This window comes from Mesorhizobium sp. CAU 1732, assembly GCF_039888675.1.
Taxonomy (GTDB): Bacteria; Pseudomonadota; Alphaproteobacteria; order Rhizobiales; family Rhizobiaceae; genus Aerobium.
This window is the reverse complement of the sequence record NZ_JBDQQR010000001.1, coordinates 3,420,902-3,437,182: the sequence shown is the minus strand read 5'-3', so window position 1 is coordinate 3,437,182 and position 16,281 is coordinate 3,420,902. Positions and strand designations below refer to the sequence as shown.

Here is a 16,281-nt window from a genome sequence, read left to right as displayed (position 1 = left end):
GGGAGGCGGCTTTTTTGTTTAGGTCGCCGCGGTCAACGAGGGTTCCACTAATTACTGGTGAGGCGATCGCTTGACATTTTGTTCTAGAGCGCGGGAAATGGAGTCTAGTGCGGAGGATGGGCTTTGGGCACTCGCATTAGTGTGTTTTTCGTTTTAGTGTGCATTTCATTGTTAGCGCCCGCGAGTTTCGCTAGCGCTCAAGTGGTCACTGACGAGAATTTCTTTGCTACTCTTCCCGCGAGTGAGTTGGTTGATATAGAGGCGGCTGCGAAAGCAGGGAGCGTCGACGCCACGTATCTCCAGAGTCTGTATCTGATATCCTCCGGACAAGGTGGCGAGGAAAGAGCGGCATTCATGAGGGAGCGCGCTGCCGCTGCAGGTCATCCTGCGGCGCAATCCGCGTTGTGCCTCCTCCAGTCCTTGGCGGACGACGAACCTTCTACCCGATATTGCTTTGAGGGGGCTGTTAACGGTGACGCAACGTCTCAGTCGTGGCTGGCACTTGGGTTGACGTTGGGAATGTTCGGTCTAGAAGAAAATCAGAACCTCGCACTATCATTTTATCGACAGGCGGCATTCCAAGGTCATGTTTCGTCACTTGCCCGTATCGGCGACGCGTACGCAACAGGAGAAGGCGTAAGTCAGGATGATGCGCTTGCCATATACTACTGGGAACGCGCAGCGTCGATGGACGATCCAAGTTCGTTGCGTGAACTCGGTCGATGGCATGCCATCGGGAGAGGAGTCGAACAAGATCTTGAGAAGGCCCTCCGATACTTAAATCGAGCCGCCGACCTCGGTGATGGGTCCGCTCAGTATTATGCGGGTCTAATTCACCGCCTAAACGGCCACAACACAAATGCTCACGTAATGTTCAGCTTGGCTGTGAAGTCGCTATCGCCTGGTGATATGCGCGACGTAGCGATTAAAGCTCGTACCGAAGAGGAGCGGATACTCACAAGTGCACAGATCCAACGCTCGCGTAGTATCTTGAGCACCTGGAAGCAGACCGATAGGAACCCTCAGCCATTCATTGCCGGCGTCGAATTTACTAAGCGGCTACAGACTGCGCTAAATGAGCGCGGATATTCAGTAGGCGAAGTAGATGGCCTGGCTGGAAGCAAAACAAGGGCGGCGTATCGCGAATTCGTTAGCACTCTGCAGATGGGAGAACTCAGTTTCAGTAGTCCTGCAATATATTTTGTGGCTTACAAACTTGCCCTTTTTGGCAAAGAATCAGGGTCTGCATCGGTCCACGATGCACCAAAAACTTCAGATCCCATAAATCGTGGCGCATCAGTAATCGGCGCCGGACATCAGTCAGTCAGATCTGGCGGATCAGGGTTCATCGTGAACCAGAACGGGTACATCGTAACCAACGCGCATGTAGTAGAGGGATGCACTGGAATCCGGGTCGTACATGGCCTAGGCGAACCTGTGGCCGCATCTGTTTTGGACGTTTCGGAGTTTTCAGATCTTGCAATACTAAAGGCCCCGTTGGCTGCTCCGACAGCGATCTCATTTCGAGCAGGAACTCCGCTCCAGCTTGGCGAAAATGTAGTTGTGTTTGGCTTCCCACTGACTGGTGTCTTATCAAGCCAAGGGAATCTTACGGTAGGCAATCTCACCGCCCTTTCTGGAATGCGTGGAGACCCGAGCACGCTGCAAATCTCCGCACCTGTTCAGCCGGGAAATAGCGGTGGTCCAGTCCTAGATAGCAGAGGGCAACTCATCGGTGTCGTGGTTAGCAAACTGGATACTTTGGCTGTCGCGGGTGTTATCGACGATATCCCGCAAAATGTGAACTTTGCTATTCGCTCCTCTGTCTTGGAGAATCTGCTTCAGTCGCGGTCCGTAGACTACGAACGCGCAGGATCAAATCTTCCCGAGTTGCCTGTCACGAAACTTGCCGAGATCGCGAAGACAGCAACGGTAACGATACAATGCCTCGCGCCCTGATCCGCCGCCATTGATCTTCGTGCCATGCCGAGAGATGCGAACCTGAAAATGGACTAAGGCGGTGAGAGCACTAGCTAACCGCACCATTTCGACTGGTAGCCCGGCGCCCAACGCACGGCGTATCCGTCACGCATCAACGCCTCGCCTGCGGTCGTGCCATTTCTGAGTCTGACGACAATGAGCGGCCGACCGTACCGATCGCGCTTGCCGCTGTCCTCGACCCGAGTGCCCGGCTGATCAAGCAATTCTTGCAAGCGGATCTTCGCCTGCTCACCCATTAGCCTTTCCTGGGGACACTTCGCTCGGCTGATCTCCGGTGCGTCGTAGCCAGACTTGTTCGGGCTTCCCGGTCCCATGTCACGCATGCGCTCGGTCCCACATCTGATGGTGTCGCCGTCGACCGCGACAAGACTTGAGCAAGACAGAACAGTCGCGGCAAATAGGCCGAGCATCAGTGACAATGCACCCGGCCTCCGTTGCTATTGTCCGCGTGGCAACACTGACCAGGCGGTGACGACTTGCGGCATCCGCCACCGTGTGCCTCTGCGGTAAAAGTGAACGCCATCATGATAGTGGCAAGCGACGCGATAAAGCGTGTCATGGAACCGCTCATTCTAATCTAGGTGCGATCTTCGCAGCGTTGAATCGTCTCGTGGGCGGGCCTTCCTGCCACGAGACTTAGCGATTCGAAGGTTCAGCTTTTGCTGGCAGCTTAGGCGGCGGAGCTCTGTTGAAAGTAATGCCGCAACCATTCACCCGTGATGCGGCCTCGATGGCATCCATCTCGCCCTTCAATCTAGCAACCTCAGCGGCAGAGGCGCCATCGCCACTTGTAAAGAACAACGCCGGCCAAAATAGAACGATTCCCACCGCCATTACGGCTGCATCCTGTCCAGCTTTTTTGTCCTGGACGCCGGAGGCTGCGATTGCCCGTCCGGAAATAGCTTGGCCTTCGAGGTGCAGTTGCTCGCAAGTTAGGTTCTGGTAAAGCACAGGCGACACGTAACTCGCCTGGATTGATTCAGATTTGCTTGCACAGCCAAACAGCATGCCGGCTGCGGCAAGCACAGTGATTTGCATTTTCATTGATAGGTTTCTCCCAAGCCCAGGGAGAAGAAAGCAGAGCTTCAGAACTAAGTCGAGAGGTTTGTTTGACGGCGCGTGATTATGCTTCGTTTATCTCAAATACGCATGGCACGTAGGTAAAGAAAGCCGCCGCCGGGGCTCGCCCCACCGCCGAAAAGGTGGCGGGGCGCTTTCTTTGCGTCCAGGGTCTTGTTCTCTCTCGCTGACGAGCCTCTCCATTCGTCCTCGCGGCTTCGTCTAGCGCCATCTCCAGCAGATGTGCGGACATGCCCATGTCATCGCCGATCGCGGGGGCGGTATCCAGCGCCTGCCGGATTTGCATCAGCAGTTCCTCTCGCTCTTCCGCGGTGCTCATTCTTCGGGCCTGTGTTCGAAGCAGAACCATACGCTCTGCCGCCCGCGCGCAAAGCCCCATGAGCCCCAGCGACGGCAGCCCGAGGGATGCTCGCACCAGTGCTCAATGATGCCGGCCGGGACACGGATCGGCGCGTCGGACTTCTGCGGTTCGTCGCTCATCGCTTGGCTCTTTCCATAGCGCGCACGATGGCAAGATCGGCTTCCAGCTTCGCCGTTTCGATGCGCGCTGATCTGTTGGCGTTGATGAGGCGTCGTAGCGCGATGTTGATCTCAACAGGGCTCCAGCCCACGACGAACATCTCTTCGACCATCGTTTGGAACATGGGCTCCATCGCCTCCTGGCAATCGACATCCCTGTCCGGATAGACGCCCTGGCGCTTCGGCGGATTGATCATATCAGCAGCGGCTCGTCTGGTTTTGCCTGCACTGGCTCGGGTTCCGGAACGGCCGGCGCAGAGACGATCTGAAGCAGATGGTCGGGCAGGGGACGCTGCAGCGCTTTCGCCTCTTCCCATGGTGCTGTCATCCACGTTTCGATTTCCTCGGGCTCTGTGAGCAGGACCGGCATTGCTTTCGGGTGGATCGGTCCGACGACGCCGTTCGGATCGGTCGTCAGGAACGCGAAGAGGTCATCGTGGGTCAGGCCGTCCCGGACTTTCCGAACGCTCTCCCATTGCGGCACCCATGCGCCGGCGAAGAACATCAGTGGCCGGCTTTCGTCGCGGGCGAACCAAGCGTTCGGCGTCTTGCCATCGCCTCCGATCGCACCGGGGTTCGGTTCGGCAAAGCTCGTCACCGGCACGAGGCAGCGGTTCTCGACGCCAAGCCAGCGCAGCCAGTGCTTGCTCGTCGTGTTGCGGATGTTCGTCGTGCCGCGATCCGGTTCCATGCGCAGCAATTCGGCGAAGGCATCGTTATCGACCTCCTTGCCCTTGGCGCGCAGCTTGTCTGCTCGCTTGCTGGTAGCCTGAAACAGCGCCTGCTTCGAACTCGGCATGCCCCAGCGGACATTGACCAGTTCCCGCTGCCCATCGCGCCCGTTGCGCACGATCGGCGCCGGCTGATCCGGGTATACGTTGAGCGACGGCTGAAGGTTGCCGACCATATCCCGGAAGAACCGCGAGAGCTGCCGGATTGCTTCTTGGTTCGTGGTCACGTTGTAGAGGTTGCACATTGCGTGAGACTGCCATCAGGCACGAAGTGGGTAAAGCCGTCAAAGCAGCGTCAGTTGATCAGGGTCGGGCGGGTCGAAGAACTCCGGCTGCCGCATTTCCGCGAATTCTGCCTCGAACGTAGCCGGCCGGTACATGTAGGCCGCCATCATCGGCATCAGTCGCTCTTCGTATAGGTCGCGCTCACCGTCACTCAGCTCGTTGATGCCAACCTCTTCCGAGGACAGTTTGTGAGCGAGATCATCTTCCGGTCTGTCCTTATCAAACCGTCCTTCGTCGACGAGTATATCGAGGATGCTCAGCCACTGCTCATCCTCGGTCATGCTCTCCCACTCGTCCTGCAACTGAATGGACAGTAGGACTTCTACGTCGGCAGGGGTGGGCACAGGGATTGATGCCTGTTTCATGCCCGAATGATTCCAGTTTCGGCTTGACTGGTCAAGACGTTTGTTCTTTTTCTGTTCTCATGCCGCAGCCACACAGACCGCCGTTTCGCGAAACCCTGCGTATGATGAGTAACGTCGGCGATGACGGCATGCTCGTTCGTGTCCAGTGCTGCCATGTGCGCTATTACCGCCCCGAAGACCTGATAGCGCTTTTCGGCAATTTCCAAGCGGTGAAGATTGAGCGGTACGTTCGAACATGCGAGCGCGGCTGCTCGAGAGGTTTCCATGTCGATTTCTCTCTGCCGAGCGCTGCCGAACGCCAGGCCATCAGAGTTAGGAAGCTCAAAGAGATTAAGCTGATCAAGCGCCCGATCTGGCGTGACGAATAGGGCAGCCACACACGCACTTTAGCGCTCAGCTTCGTGGCCGGCATTACGCCAGGTGGGAGGCCGCCTATCTTCTTGGCCTTTGTGGTGCGCGCCTGTCAGGCATCAGTCTCTGAGGATTTTCGGCACTTTCAGTGGTCCGCTTTCGAGAAGCCTCGCCCATGCACCATGGCGGCGCCAAGGACCCCTGACTTTCCCACCCTCCCGGTCGCGAGAGGGATCGAAGAATTCTCCGCCAAAGACGGCCTGAAACGCTTCAACTGAGGCGCGATCGGGGAAGCAGTGTAGCCGCATGTGCTGGTATCTTCTGTCGGGCCAAATTGCTTGAACGTGGCGCGTGCGGCAGTCTAACCCGCGATCCTTCAGAAACTGGAAGATCATCGTTAGGTTTTCCTCGATGCAGATATCATCGGGCAAGGCGACCTGATGCGGCCAACCCTTGTCGATCGTGGTAGCGCTCAAGGTGTTGCGGCGGCCAGGCATTATCGTCTTCCGTGATGCCAGCCGCGGGAAAAGCCGTAGGAAATGCCGGCATGGGTTAGCTCGTATTCGCGCTCGAGCGTGCGATGTGCGCCGACGAGCGCTCGCAGGGCTGACTTTGCATCGCCGTATTCGCGGATCATCTGATCGACGACCGCTTCATCGTCGGGCATAGCTTCATCGCTCTCCGGAATCGGTTGCTCCGCAGTCATTTTATGCGTCCTGGTTTGATGTTTGAGCCACTAGCATGCCACCCGCAAACTGACGGCGCAAGGCATTTGTTCCTAGTTTGTTCCGAAGGCTAGCGTTTCCGCTTTCCCCATTTCACGGATTTGCCGCCGGTCGGTCGCACCATCTCGGGCATCAGGATACCGGCTTCGGCGGCGGCGGCTTCAAAGGCCTTGCGCGCCTTCGCCACAAGCGCGCCGTCGCGGGCGTTCTCCATTGCTTCCAGGACGGCTTTGCGCGCCGCGAGGTGGCGTTTGCCGGGTTCGGTCGGCCATTCCATCAGCAGCTTTTCGGCCGCCTGTCGCGGGCTCGTTACGATGTGGGCCACCGCGCCGTATCGGCCCAACGCAATGCGAACCGGCTTCTCGAACTGCTGGTCCATAACGCGACCTCACTCATACACAACGCGATTCAACGCCGGACGAGGCGGGCGGTTGCGTGTGGGTCTATGGCGTCATCAGTTCGCCGCCGATTTACGAGGCGTGCGAGGAAGGGACGTCAACGCGCTTTCTTAGCGCCATATTCGCCCGCCTTTTTGGCCCTGTATTCCGCCATCGCTTTCAGTAGTCTTTGATCTTCGGTGCCCGGGTCTCGCTCGGAGACCTCTTCTCCCGCAGCACGGCGTCGTTCCTCGTCATCGATCCTTTTTTCCGCGCGCCTTCCAATCCAGACCCTTTCCGGCCCATCCGGTTTGGCAAGAGCGAAACCGGATGTGATGCCAAAATAGAGCGCATAGAACTGCTTAACCTGAGGAACCGGACGCCCACCGTGCAGCGCATCCTTGGAAGGAAAGCCCTTCGGCTCGAGGGTGGGGATAATCGCCTGCCGGTAGTAGGCGGCGCGCTCTTTTCCAACGATCGCGACGGCAATCTCCTGGTCTGTCGCGAACATCGGCAGTTTGTCGAGGGCGTCATTCGTGACGGTCTTAGGCTCAGGGAACATTCCGAAACTTCCGACTACACATCTTTTATCCTCTCCAAATCCGTGCGCCTGCCTGTTCCCTCAGCAAGTCGCCCACTCCACGCCAGCGGGTCTTCCCACCACGGCAGCGAGGCCCACAAATCGGACACGGGCAGCTTGTCGATCGCCTCAATTAGCGGCGCCTGCGGAACGTGCGTGTAGTGCCGGCTCATGTCGCTGACTGCGTGACCAAGGATCTGGTCTTTGATGTGTGGGTGGACGCCGGCCAAGACCAAGCCCGTCGAGCATGTGTGGCGGCCAGTGTAGGGCGCCACATCCTTGATGCCGGAACGACGTCGCGCCCCCAGTATGGCCGACTTGAGACCACCACCGCCGGCGTCGACTGGCGTATATGGCAGCCCCCGCGGCGTGCGGAACACCGCCCCGCCACGCGGTAACAACGCGTCGAACAACGGCAGCAGAAACTCATGAATCGGCACGCCGCGAGGCTCGCCTGTCTTCGTGTTTGTCAGTGTGATCCACCGGCCCGGCAGGTTCACCTCGCTTGCCGTCAGCGCGAACAACTCAATCGGACGCATGCCGGTATAGAACAGAGCCGTCATCAGCATCGCTGGGCCCGGAGACATGGTGGCTACGAAGCGAGCCGCATGCTCATAATCAACCGGAAATGTGCCAGCGCGACGGAGGGAGGGGCGGGAGACCGTTCCACGCCGCCGTTGCGGCCTTCGCCATTTTCGGACACGCGCCCAATCGTTTTCAGCCGCAAAGTTCCATACCGCGATAAACGGAGTGTAGACCTGTCGGTTCAGCGTTTGGGGCTGCGCCGTGGGGTGCTGCGTTTTCGCTGTCGCATCGAGATCGAGCTGGGCGATGTCGCGGAGCAACTTCTTGCCAAGTCGCCGCTTCAAAGGCGATAGGAAGCGGTCGGATCCGCCCCCTTCGATGTAGGCTTTGCAGGCTTCGTTGAAGGTCTTCGGAGTAGGTGAGCCCCGCGCGTGAGCCTCCTCAATATCTTTCACGATGCGGACGCGATATCTGTCCGCCAGGCGTCTGTCCGTCAGCTTTGTGGAACGGTAAATCGCCGTTCCGCACGCCGTTCCTCTGATCCACCAAAACCCGCCGTCCCTGCGCTGGATGAGCTTCAGCATCACCACCACATCCTTCCCAAAAACAATCTACACCCCCGGCGCGGACGCCGAGTTCTTCATTCTTCTCCTCTGGTGGTCGTTTGTTCGGCTTGGTGGACCGGACGCGTGGACCTTAGCGGTGCCGCGGAAATCAGGTCAAGGCATGATGCGACTCATCAAGGATGGCAAGCGTCTCGGCCACCCACTCGTCATCGTCAGATCGGAGAGCCACCGCCGCGAGCAATTGCACCATTATAGGGACGTCGGCGTCGTCGGCATACTCGGCGAGAAGCAGTGATAGCGATCCGTCGCCATCTACAACAAGTGCGGATGAATCGGGCGGCAGGACAGTGCCGTGATCGGTGGACGCGACTTGCCTTGTGATTTTACTCATGGGCGCCTCGTAAACTAAAAGGGCATCATTGGACTATGGCGTGCAGCGGAATTCAGGGAGATTGATCAGTTCCTGCATAAGCAGCGACGTCCATAAAATGTACCCCCCCGAAAACGAGGGCTAGCGTAGCTCCAATGGTGAGAAGAACCGCCAGTACTTGAAAAACCGTACCAAAGCAAAAGAGCCACTTTGATGTGACGCTGTCACGAACGAACGGTCTCTCAAAATGATGCGTGGCCCAGCCTTTTGAGTGCACGAAAAATGATTGTGAAACGTAAGCAGCGCTTGGCGCAGCCACACATGCTAGAACCGCCCCAAAAAACCAGAGCAAGGCCGAATTAAATTCGTCGACAGCGGGTGTGCCACGCAGCCGATCTGAGTTGGCGGAGTAAAAGCCTAACAGTGCCGCAATCCCGCCGGCAGCAGCAATCCCCGGCGCGCGCATGGCGGCGTTGCCAAACGCGGAAACCATGTTCACCTCGACGTCTATGGCCTTAATAGCCGAGGCGTGAGCGAGCCGAGCGCTTTCGAACTCTATATCTTCCGAACTTCTATTCACCATGCTTCTCTCGCTTGGCTAGCCTCACGCCTGCGCCTTCGCCATTTTCCGCGATGAAGATAACGCCGGCTAGCTGTAGGGCTGAGCGAATGGCTGTGAGGTTGTTAATCGAAGGCACGCGGCGCCCTTTCTCGAAATCTCGAATCGTACTCTCACTAAGGTGTGAAGCGGTGCCAAGCTGAGTTTGCGACCAGTCAAGCAGACCGCGCGCTGCACGAGATTGTTCCGGCGTGATGGTCATGTTAGCTCCGTCGTTGTGAAAATCGTCTATCACAAACGAAAACCGTTGACACTGCGAAAGATTCGCGCTTTACAAGGATAGTAAACGCTTTTCGTGGAATCGGGAGCCCGCCAAATGAACGCTCATACCCATATCGACACCGCTACAGCATCCCCTATCGCTACGAAGCGCATACGCTGGAAGTTCCGCATTGGGGATCTGGTGGACCATAGAAGCGGCGGCATGGTCTCGCTCGTCGTCTGGCGCGGCCGCACGATGAACGGCTTGCAAATGTACGGTCTCGCCGCAGGCGCCGACAACAAGATGCGGATGTTCCGCGGCGACTTCCTGGTGCGGGTGTAGCCATGAACAAGGCGCAGCGTCGACATCTCCGTTGGATGCTCTTCGGGCAGCAGGACGGTTTATGCTTCTATTCCGCGAGCCGATGACGCTGTCGTTTTCGTACCGGGAAAGCCTTTGGGACAACGCGGCCACGATCGAGCATCTTCACCGGAAGGTTGATGGCGGCGGCAATGATCGCGGCAACACAGTTCTCAGTTGCCGTCGCTGCAACCAAAGGCGGGATGAGCGTCCTTGGCCGGAATACCGACACCTGCGCTTGGATGGCCGCATGGTTTGAGCAATACCCAGCCGGTGTTCCCACCAAGCTCGCCGGTTACCATGAGGAGGTGGACACTACATTCTCGCGCGCCTCACCAGCGCACGAGATAGGGACCGCCCGAAAGGGGGTATACCCGGTCCCGCCCGGCACGGGAACAATCAACCACCACAAGCGTTTGCTCGCCCAGAAGGGCGGAAACCAATGCATTTCAAAACTCCGGTCGTTGTTGAGCCTGGCGTACTCGGTCGATACAGGATTCTCATGGGACCGGAAGACGCGCTGGCTACGCTAGAGGGGCGTTGGCCGGAGAAGGACAGCCCTCAGTATGCCAAAGCTCTAGAAGCATGCCGCCGCTGCGTGGAAGGGCAACTGTCACCACACGTTGCTAGACCTAGTGTGGTGGCCGCGGCTCGAGCGGCAGGCGCTTTGGTGACGCGCGAGCTGTCGGAGCGCTATACGTTAGGCTCTGTCGATCTGGCTGATGAGGCCAAACGAATCTAGCGCGTCTTCTTTTTCGTGGCTTTTTCGTTCTGCCCTGACTTCTTTGTGGCTGCTGCGTCTTTCGAGTGTGCTGCCAAAGCAGGGCCGGCGCCGGTCGTAGTCTGTGATGACTTAGCCGGTGTCTTCCGTTTCGTGAACCTATCCCAAAGTGCCGATACAAAGCTCATGTCGGTTCTCCATACGAGAACGCACAACGCAGGGGACGGCAAGCGGTTGCCAGGGGCCAATAAACAAAAAAGCGGGCATCGAGCCCGCTTCCCTTCGACTTCCGAGACGTCATCGCACTGCCGGTACATTCATGGTCAGTGTGGGTCGATCGGATCAAATACAGCTTTCGCAGGACGAACCTCACCACGCATCTCGCAGGACGTTCGTTACCGCTATCGGCTGATAAGGGACGTATAGAGAGTGATTGTGTCGGGATGACGACAGCCTGCGCTTGTCGCGCTCTTGTCGCGTTTCGCAGCCTTCGCGCATTACGACTCGTTACAAATCAATACGTTATGTTGCGACAATTTCCGCCGCTTGCGAAAAGGATTTTTGGGGTTTTGGGAGCTAAGTGATTGAAAACATTTGGCTGGGGAACCTGGATTCGAACCAGGACTAACGGAGTCAGAGTCCGTGGGTCTACCGTTAACCTATTCCCCAACGACGGCCTGTTCGATCAGGAAAGATCGGTGCGCGCAGGCGCGGTGGCCGGATGGCGACGGATATAGACTCAGGTGCTGAATAGTCAACCCTGTTTGCGTGATGCACTGTTGATTGAGCAGACAAATCTCCGGGCGAGTGGCTGTCGGCGGCTGTGGTCCGGGTAATCGCAACTCTTTGGCGGATCGGCGCGGCTGTTCGAGCGCTTGTCAGGCCTCTCGTTGATCATCTGTCGTCTGGCGATTGTTCCCGACTTACGTCGCGCTGATGGAAACAGCCTTTCCGGAGCTGCCGGTGCGGGGCAGGTGACCATTTGCCGTGGGTGCGTGACGCTGATGCGGACGGCAATGGATCGGCGGGCCAGAGGCGAAAAAAACGACAGCCGGCATACTTGGTGTTCTGGCGCGGCGCTGGTAGTCTCTTCCCAACAGAAATTGGTTTGCGCCTGCTGCGCCCGAAAAGGGTGCGCGGTGCTGAAGGACACCAAAGTGGAAGACCCCGAACCAGGCGCCGGCGCGCCGCAGGGCGGGGCGTCAGGTGGTGGAGGTGCAGAGCCGCACGCCACCATTGAGCGTTCCGACCGCAACTCCGGTCCGAGCGACGATGTGACCGCGACGATGCGGCCAGATCGAGACGTCCCTCATGGCAAGACGCAGTCCAAGAAGCGACGCAAGCGGCGGCGCGGCCGGAAGGTCTTCGCATCCGATATGAGGCCGGGCAACGCCAACGATGCACCCGTGAACGGTGTGTCGATGGAGGCGCGGGCCCTAAACGAGGCGAGATCTGCGCGTAACGTGAACGCTCCGCCCGTTGCGATCACGGCGCCGCCGGTGGCTGCGCGACCGCAGCGAACCAACGATCTCCCGGTCTACGCCGCGCTCGATCTCGGCACCAACAATTGTCGCCTTCTCGTCGCGATTCCCACTCGGCCGGGCCAGTTCCGGGTCATCGACGCTTTCTCGCGAATCGTTCGGCTTGGCGAAGGTCTGACCGCATCGGGCAGGCTGGGCCAGCCGGCGATGGACCGCGCCGTCGAAGCGCTGAAAATCTGCGCGGAGAAGCTCAAGACGCGGCATGTCCGCAAGGCGAGACTGATTGCGACCGAAGCCTGCCGGTCGGCGGAGAACGGTCAGGAATTCCTCGATCGTGTGCAAGTCGAGGCCGGGCTGTCGCTCGAAATCATCGATCGCAAGACCGAGGCGCGGCTTGCAGTGTCCGGTTGCGGCTCGTTGATCGAGCGCGATACGGACGGCGTCGTGCTCTTCGACATCGGCGGTGGCTCTTCCGAGATCGCGCTGGTCGATGTGTCGCGTCACCGCACGCCGCGCCTTGCCAATCACATCGTGTCCTGGACCTCGCTGCCCGTTGGCGTGGTGTCGCTGGCCGAGCGTTTTGGCGGGCGTGACGTCACGCCGGGTGTTTTTCGCGCTATGGTGGACGAGGTTTCGAGCATGCTCGACCGCTTCGATGGGCGGACGCGCCTGGCGCATCTGGCGTCGGGCTCCCGCTTTCACCTGCTCGGCACGTCTGGCACCGTCACGACGCTTGCGGGCATTCATCTGCGCCTCGAGCGTTATGACCGGCGGCGGGTCGACGGGCTCTGGCTCGACAATGCCGATGTCGATGCGATGATTGCCCAACTTCTGGGCTGGACTTTCGACGAACGGGTGGCCAATCCATGTATCGGAGCGGACCGGGCCGACCTCGTTCTGGCCGGTTGTGCTATCCTCGAAGGAATTCGTCGCCACTGGCCGAGCGAACGTCTGAGGGTTGCCGACCGGGGGTTGCGAGAGGGCATGCTGTCCGAGCTGATGGCGGATGACGGCGTATGGCGCCGAAACCGGAGACGCGGAGCGCCTGCGCAATGAAGAAGCCGACCAAGACGGGCACGACCGGCGCGCGCGCGCTGCATACCCGCGTGAAAAAGAAGCGCGGGCTCAAGAACTCGTCGCGGCGCTGGCTGGAGCGGCATCTCAACGATCCGTATGTCCACCGCGCGAAGGCCGAAGGCTACCGCTCGCGTGCGGCATACAAGCTGCTCGAGATCGACGACCGCTACAAAATCCTGAAGCCGGGCCAGAAGGTCATCGACCTTGGGGCGGCACCTGGCGGCTGGCTGCAGGTGGCGGCCGAGCGGGTGAAGTCTCCCGAGGCGGAGCCGACCGTCGTCGGTATCGACTATCTCGAAATGGATGCCGTGCCCGGCTCGACGATCCTTCTGATGGATTTCCTCGACGATGCCGCGCCGACGCGGCTGATGGAGACGCTTGGCGGCGAACCCGATCTGGTGATGTCCGATATGGCCGCACCCACGACGGGCCATCGCCGCACCGACCATATCCGAACGATGCATTTGTGCGAGGTCGCCGCTGACTTCGCTATTTCCGTGCTGAAGCCCGGCGGGCATTTTCTGTCGAAGACCTTCCAGGGCGGCACGGAGAACGAGCTTCTCGACCTCTTGAAGCGCAATTTCACGACCGTACATCACGTCAAGCCACCGGCGTCCCGGGAGGAGTCGGTCGAGCTCTACATCCTGGCCAAGGGGTTCAAGGGCAGGGCAGCCGCGGAAGCTGCGGACTCAGACGACTGACGGCGGTTCGTCCTGGCCGGGCTTCTTGCGAAGGTGGCCGGAGACGGTGAGGCCTGCGTCGGGCGACAGCTTGAGGATCGGCAGCACCGCGCAGGCTGCCAGTGCGGAAACCACCAGGAAGGCTGTCGAGAACGCGGCGAGACCGGTCGGCTCGCCCGTGATGACGTGATGCGCCTCCAGGAGCATGCCTGCGACCGAGACGCCGACCGCAATCGAAATCTGCTGCGACACGGACGAAATGGCGGTCGCCTGGCTTGCCTGGCGGTCGTCGATCTCGGCGAAGACGAGCGCGTTGTTCGAGGTGAAGAACAAGGAGCGCATGAAGCCTGCCGCGACCAGCACGACGATGATGACGGCATGAGGCGTCTGCGGCGTGAAGAACGCGTTGATCGCCATCAGCACCGAACCCGCTAGAACAGCGAGGATGAGCACGGCGCGAAAACCCGCGAAACGCAGGGCGGTCGTCGCGAAGAATTTCAGCGCGATCGCACCGAAGGCGCTCGCGAAGGTGAGCAGGCCTGATTCGAACGGGTTGAGGCCGAAGCCGATCTGGAACATCAGCGGCAGCAGGAACGGCACTGCGCCGATGCCGATGCGAAAGATCGACCCAGACAGGATCGCGATGCGTGGCACCGGGTTGTCGAGGAGGCGCAGGTCGAGGATCGGATGCGTCAGACGTCGTGCATGGCGCACGTAAGCCGCCGCCGCCGCGATGCCGACGACGAGCGTTGCGAGACCGACGATCGGCGGCAGGGCCGGCATGCTGATGACCGACAGGCCGAAGACGATGCCCGCGGCCGCCGTTGCCGCGAGAAAGAACCCGATCCAGTCGATGCGCCCGACCGCGCCGCCGGGCATGTCGGGCAGCACGCGCCCGGCCACGATGATGCCGAGGAGCCCGATCGGGACGTTGATCAGAAAGATCCAGTGCCAGGTGAAGAAGGTGGTGATGAAGCCGCCCACCGGAGGGCCGATCAACGGTCCGATAAGGGCCGGAACCGTCAGCCAGGCCAGCGCGGAAACGAGCTGCGTGCGTGGCGTGGAGCGCACGAGGACGAGACGCCCGACGGGCGTCATCATCGCGCCACCCATGCCTTGCAGGAAGCGCGCGCCGACGAACTCCGCCAGCGAGCCCGACGCCGCACATGCGATCGAGCCGATGACGAACACGCCGATCGCGATGCGGAAGACGCGCTTGGCGCCGAACCGATCGGCCATCCAGCCTGAGACCGGGATGAAGATCGCCAGCGAGACGAAATAGCTGGTCAGGGCAAGCTTGAGCGTGATCGGGCTCGTGCCGATGTCGGCGGCGATGGCGGGCAGCGACGTCGCGATGACGGTCGAATCCATCTGCTCCATGAACAGCGCGACCGCCAGGATCAGGGGGACGGTGCGGTTCAACGGAGCGGATTCGAACGCGGGGGGCAATGGCCTCGCGAGGGGAGATACGGCATGGCGGCGGGTTAGCACGGGGCAGGCGCGAAGTTCAATGTGCCAGAGGCGTTGCCGACGCTGGCGAAGACGTCAAATCGAAACGCGATATCGGTAACGATGCCGTGAATGCCTTGCCATCCGGCGCCGCACGGCCATTTGAAAAATATCCGCCAGATTTTTCGTTGAGCAGAGGGAGACCGTCCATGACCTTGTCCACCAATCGCCGTGTCGCCATGAAACTCGGCTTCGCCGGTGTCGCGGGTCTCGCCGCGCCCCAGATCATGGTTCGTGCCGCGCAGGCGGAGACCCCAAAGTCGGATGTCGGAAATCCTGGTTTCAACCGCTTCATGCTGGGAAACTTCGAGGTCACCACGATCCTCGACGGTGCGCGGCCGGGCGACGGGCCGTATCCGATCTTCGGCCAGGATCAGGAGGCCAGCGACGTCGCAGCGCTCCTTGAAGCCAATTTCCTGCCGTCGGAGAAGTTCGTGAACTCGTTCACGCCGACCTTGGTGAACACCGGATCGGAGCTGGTCCTCTTCGATACAGGTCTGGGTGCAGGCGGGCGCGAAGGCGGGCTTGGCCAGCTCCGTTCGCGCATCGAGGCGTCGGGTTACAGCCCGGACGACGTTTCGGTGATCGTCATCACGCACATGCATGGCGACCACATCGGCGGCGTGATGGAAGGCGAAAAGCCAGCGTTTGCGAATGCGCGCTATGTCACCGGGCAGGCCGAGTATGATTTCTGGGCGTCGGACGAACGCCTGTCGGGCCCGACCGAAAACAACGCCAAGGCCGTGCAGGCCAGCATCGTGCCGTTGGCCGAGAAGATGACGTTCATCGAGGATGGCGGCGAGGTCGTTTCCGGCATCACCGGCATGGCGGCGGCGGGGCATACGCCCGGCCACATGATCTTCAACCTCGAATCAGAGGGCAAGCGGCTGATCCTGACGGCCGACACCGCCAATCACTATGTCGCATCGCTGCAGCGGCCCGATTGGCACGTGCAGTTCGACATGGACAAGGAGGCTGCTGCCCAGACACGCGTTCGCGTGTTCGACATGCTTGCGGCCGACCGTGTGCCATTCGCGGGCTACCACATGCCGTTCCCGGCCGTCGGCTTCGTTGAAAAGCTCGATACGGGCTATCGCTTCGTGCCGGTCAGCTACCAGATGCTGCTCTGACACACGAAATGGCCGAACCCATCACAT

The 16,281-nt window shown here is 59.9% G+C and carries 23 protein-coding genes and 1 tRNA gene; 7 read left to right on the top strand and 17 right to left on the bottom strand.

Annotated features, from left to right (window positions below; genetic code table 11):
• Window positions 1-123 precede the first annotated feature (123 nt).
• Window positions 124-1,959 carry a trypsin-like peptidase domain-containing protein gene (locus tag AAFN55_RS16730; protein ID WP_347799956.1) on the top strand — a complete coding sequence of 612 codons (1,836 nt, stop codon included), beginning with the start codon at window positions 124-126 and terminating at the stop codon, window positions 1,957-1,959.
• A gap of 74 nt (window positions 1,960-2,033) precedes the next feature.
• On the opposite strand, the gene AAFN55_RS16725 is transcribed toward AAFN55_RS16730, so the two are convergent.
• The 7 genes from AAFN55_RS16725 to AAFN55_RS16695 form a co-directional block, all read right to left on the bottom strand.
• Window positions 2,034-2,315, bottom strand: a complete 282-nt coding sequence (locus tag AAFN55_RS16725) for a thermonuclease family protein (RefSeq protein ID WP_347800290.1) — start codon at window positions 2,313-2,315, stop codon at window positions 2,034-2,036.
• 322 nt (window positions 2,316-2,637) lie between these two features.
• Window positions 2,638-3,045, bottom strand: coding sequence for a hypothetical protein (locus AAFN55_RS16720; RefSeq protein ID WP_347799955.1), 408 nt, complete (start codon window positions 3,043-3,045; stop codon window positions 2,638-2,640).
• A 79-nt stretch (window positions 3,046-3,124) separates the two neighbouring features.
• On the bottom strand, window positions 3,125-3,400 hold the full coding sequence (locus AAFN55_RS16715; protein ID WP_347799954.1) for a hypothetical protein: 276 nt from the start codon (window positions 3,398-3,400) through the stop codon (window positions 3,125-3,127).
• Window positions 3,397-3,561: a hypothetical protein gene (locus AAFN55_RS16710; RefSeq protein WP_347799953.1), complete on the bottom strand. Its 165-nt coding sequence runs from the start codon at window positions 3,559-3,561 to the stop codon at window positions 3,397-3,399. Before AAFN55_RS16710 ends, AAFN55_RS16715 begins: the two co-directional genes overlap by 4 nt.
• On the bottom strand, window positions 3,558-3,797 hold the full coding sequence (locus AAFN55_RS16705; RefSeq protein ID WP_347799952.1) for a hypothetical protein: 240 nt from the start codon (window positions 3,795-3,797) through the stop codon (window positions 3,558-3,560). Before AAFN55_RS16705 ends, AAFN55_RS16710 begins: the two co-directional genes overlap by 4 nt.
• Window positions 3,794-4,576 carry an SOS response-associated peptidase gene (locus tag AAFN55_RS16700; RefSeq protein ID WP_347799951.1) on the bottom strand — a complete coding sequence of 261 codons (783 nt, stop codon included), beginning with the start codon at window positions 4,574-4,576 and terminating at the stop codon, window positions 3,794-3,796. The genes AAFN55_RS16705 and AAFN55_RS16700 overlap by 4 nt, the downstream gene beginning before the upstream one ends.
• A 39-nt stretch (window positions 4,577-4,615) precedes the next feature.
• Complete coding sequence (locus tag AAFN55_RS16695) at window positions 4,616-4,981, bottom strand: hypothetical protein (RefSeq protein ID WP_347799950.1); 366 nt, start codon at window positions 4,979-4,981, stop codon at window positions 4,616-4,618.
• A gap of 101 nt (window positions 4,982-5,082) precedes the next feature.
• Here AAFN55_RS16695 and AAFN55_RS16690 point away from each other — a divergent pair, with 101 nt between their 5' ends.
• Window positions 5,083-5,349, top strand: coding sequence for a hypothetical protein (locus AAFN55_RS16690; RefSeq protein ID WP_347799949.1), 267 nt, complete (start codon window positions 5,083-5,085; stop codon window positions 5,347-5,349).
• A gap of 102 nt (window positions 5,350-5,451) precedes the next feature.
• Here the strand turns inward: AAFN55_RS16690 and AAFN55_RS16685 are convergent, their stop codons facing one another.
• The 8 genes from AAFN55_RS16685 to AAFN55_RS16650 form a co-directional block, all read right to left on the bottom strand.
• On the bottom strand, window positions 5,452-5,829 hold the full coding sequence (locus AAFN55_RS16685) for a hypothetical protein (RefSeq protein WP_347799948.1): 378 nt from the start codon (window positions 5,827-5,829) through the stop codon (window positions 5,452-5,454).
• A complete protein-coding gene (locus AAFN55_RS16680; protein WP_347799947.1) occupies window positions 5,829-5,999 on the bottom strand; it encodes a hypothetical protein in 171 nt (56 codons plus the stop codon). Before AAFN55_RS16680 ends, AAFN55_RS16685 begins: the two co-directional genes overlap by 1 nt.
• Window positions 6,000-6,127: 128 nt before the next feature.
• Complete coding sequence (locus tag AAFN55_RS16675) at window positions 6,128-6,436, bottom strand: DUF982 domain-containing protein (protein ID WP_347799946.1); 309 nt, start codon at window positions 6,434-6,436, stop codon at window positions 6,128-6,130.
• A 116-nt stretch (window positions 6,437-6,552) separates the two neighbouring features.
• Window positions 6,553-6,996 carry a hypothetical protein gene (locus AAFN55_RS16670; protein WP_347799945.1) on the bottom strand — a complete coding sequence of 148 codons (444 nt, stop codon included), beginning with the start codon at window positions 6,994-6,996 and terminating at the stop codon, window positions 6,553-6,555.
• 14 nt (window positions 6,997-7,010) lie between these two features.
• Window positions 7,011-8,123 (bottom strand): site-specific integrase, encoded by a 1,113-nt coding sequence (locus tag AAFN55_RS16665; protein WP_347799944.1) that lies wholly within the window; start codon window positions 8,121-8,123, stop codon window positions 7,011-7,013.
• A 130-nt stretch (window positions 8,124-8,253) separates the two neighbouring features.
• Entirely contained in the window at window positions 8,254-8,496 is a 243-nt protein-coding gene (locus tag AAFN55_RS16660) for a hypothetical protein (RefSeq protein WP_347799943.1), read from the bottom strand.
• Between the two features lie 52 nt (window positions 8,497-8,548).
• Complete coding sequence (locus tag AAFN55_RS16655; RefSeq protein ID WP_347799942.1) at window positions 8,549-9,058, bottom strand: hypothetical protein; 510 nt, start codon at window positions 9,056-9,058, stop codon at window positions 8,549-8,551.
• Window positions 9,048-9,296 carry a helix-turn-helix transcriptional regulator gene (locus AAFN55_RS16650; protein ID WP_347799941.1) on the bottom strand — a complete coding sequence of 83 codons (249 nt, stop codon included), beginning with the start codon at window positions 9,294-9,296 and terminating at the stop codon, window positions 9,048-9,050. The genes AAFN55_RS16655 and AAFN55_RS16650 overlap by 11 nt, the downstream gene beginning before the upstream one ends.
• A 114-nt stretch (window positions 9,297-9,410) precedes the next feature.
• On the opposite strand from AAFN55_RS16650, the gene AAFN55_RS16645 reads away from it, so the two are divergent.
• Both AAFN55_RS16645 and AAFN55_RS16640 read left to right on the top strand, forming a co-directional pair.
• A complete protein-coding gene (locus AAFN55_RS16645) occupies window positions 9,411-9,638 on the top strand; it encodes a hypothetical protein (RefSeq protein WP_347799940.1) in 228 nt (75 codons plus the stop codon).
• A gap of 61 nt (window positions 9,639-9,699) precedes the next feature.
• Window positions 9,700-9,915, top strand: coding sequence for an HNH endonuclease (locus AAFN55_RS16640; RefSeq protein WP_347799939.1), 216 nt, complete (start codon window positions 9,700-9,702; stop codon window positions 9,913-9,915).
• A 1,057-nt stretch (window positions 9,916-10,972) separates the two neighbouring features.
• On the opposite strand, the gene AAFN55_RS16635 is transcribed toward AAFN55_RS16640, so the two are convergent.
• Window positions 10,973-11,046, bottom strand: a tRNA-Gln gene (locus AAFN55_RS16635).
• A 488-nt stretch (window positions 11,047-11,534) separates the two neighbouring features.
• Here AAFN55_RS16635 and AAFN55_RS16630 point away from each other — a divergent pair.
• Entirely contained in the window at window positions 11,535-12,914 is a 1,380-nt protein-coding gene (locus AAFN55_RS16630) for a Ppx/GppA phosphatase family protein (RefSeq protein WP_347799938.1), read from the top strand.
• Window positions 12,911-13,636: an RlmE family RNA methyltransferase gene (locus AAFN55_RS16625; RefSeq protein WP_347799937.1), complete on the top strand. Its 726-nt coding sequence runs from the start codon at window positions 12,911-12,913 to the stop codon at window positions 13,634-13,636. Before AAFN55_RS16630 ends, AAFN55_RS16625 begins: the two co-directional genes overlap by 4 nt.
• On the opposite strand, the gene AAFN55_RS16620 is transcribed toward AAFN55_RS16625, so the two are convergent.
• Window positions 13,625-15,037 carry an MFS transporter gene (locus tag AAFN55_RS16620; RefSeq protein WP_347799936.1) on the bottom strand — a complete coding sequence of 471 codons (1,413 nt, stop codon included), beginning with the start codon at window positions 15,035-15,037 and terminating at the stop codon, window positions 13,625-13,627. The two genes, AAFN55_RS16625 and AAFN55_RS16620, sit on opposite strands and share 12 nt — an antisense overlap.
• A 236-nt stretch (window positions 15,038-15,273) precedes the next feature.
• Here AAFN55_RS16620 and AAFN55_RS16615 point away from each other — a divergent pair, with 236 nt between their 5' ends.
• Window positions 15,274-16,254, top strand: coding sequence for an MBL fold metallo-hydrolase (locus AAFN55_RS16615; RefSeq protein WP_347799935.1), 981 nt, complete (start codon window positions 15,274-15,276; stop codon window positions 16,252-16,254).
• The last annotated feature ends 27 nt before the right edge of the window (window positions 16,255-16,281 follow it).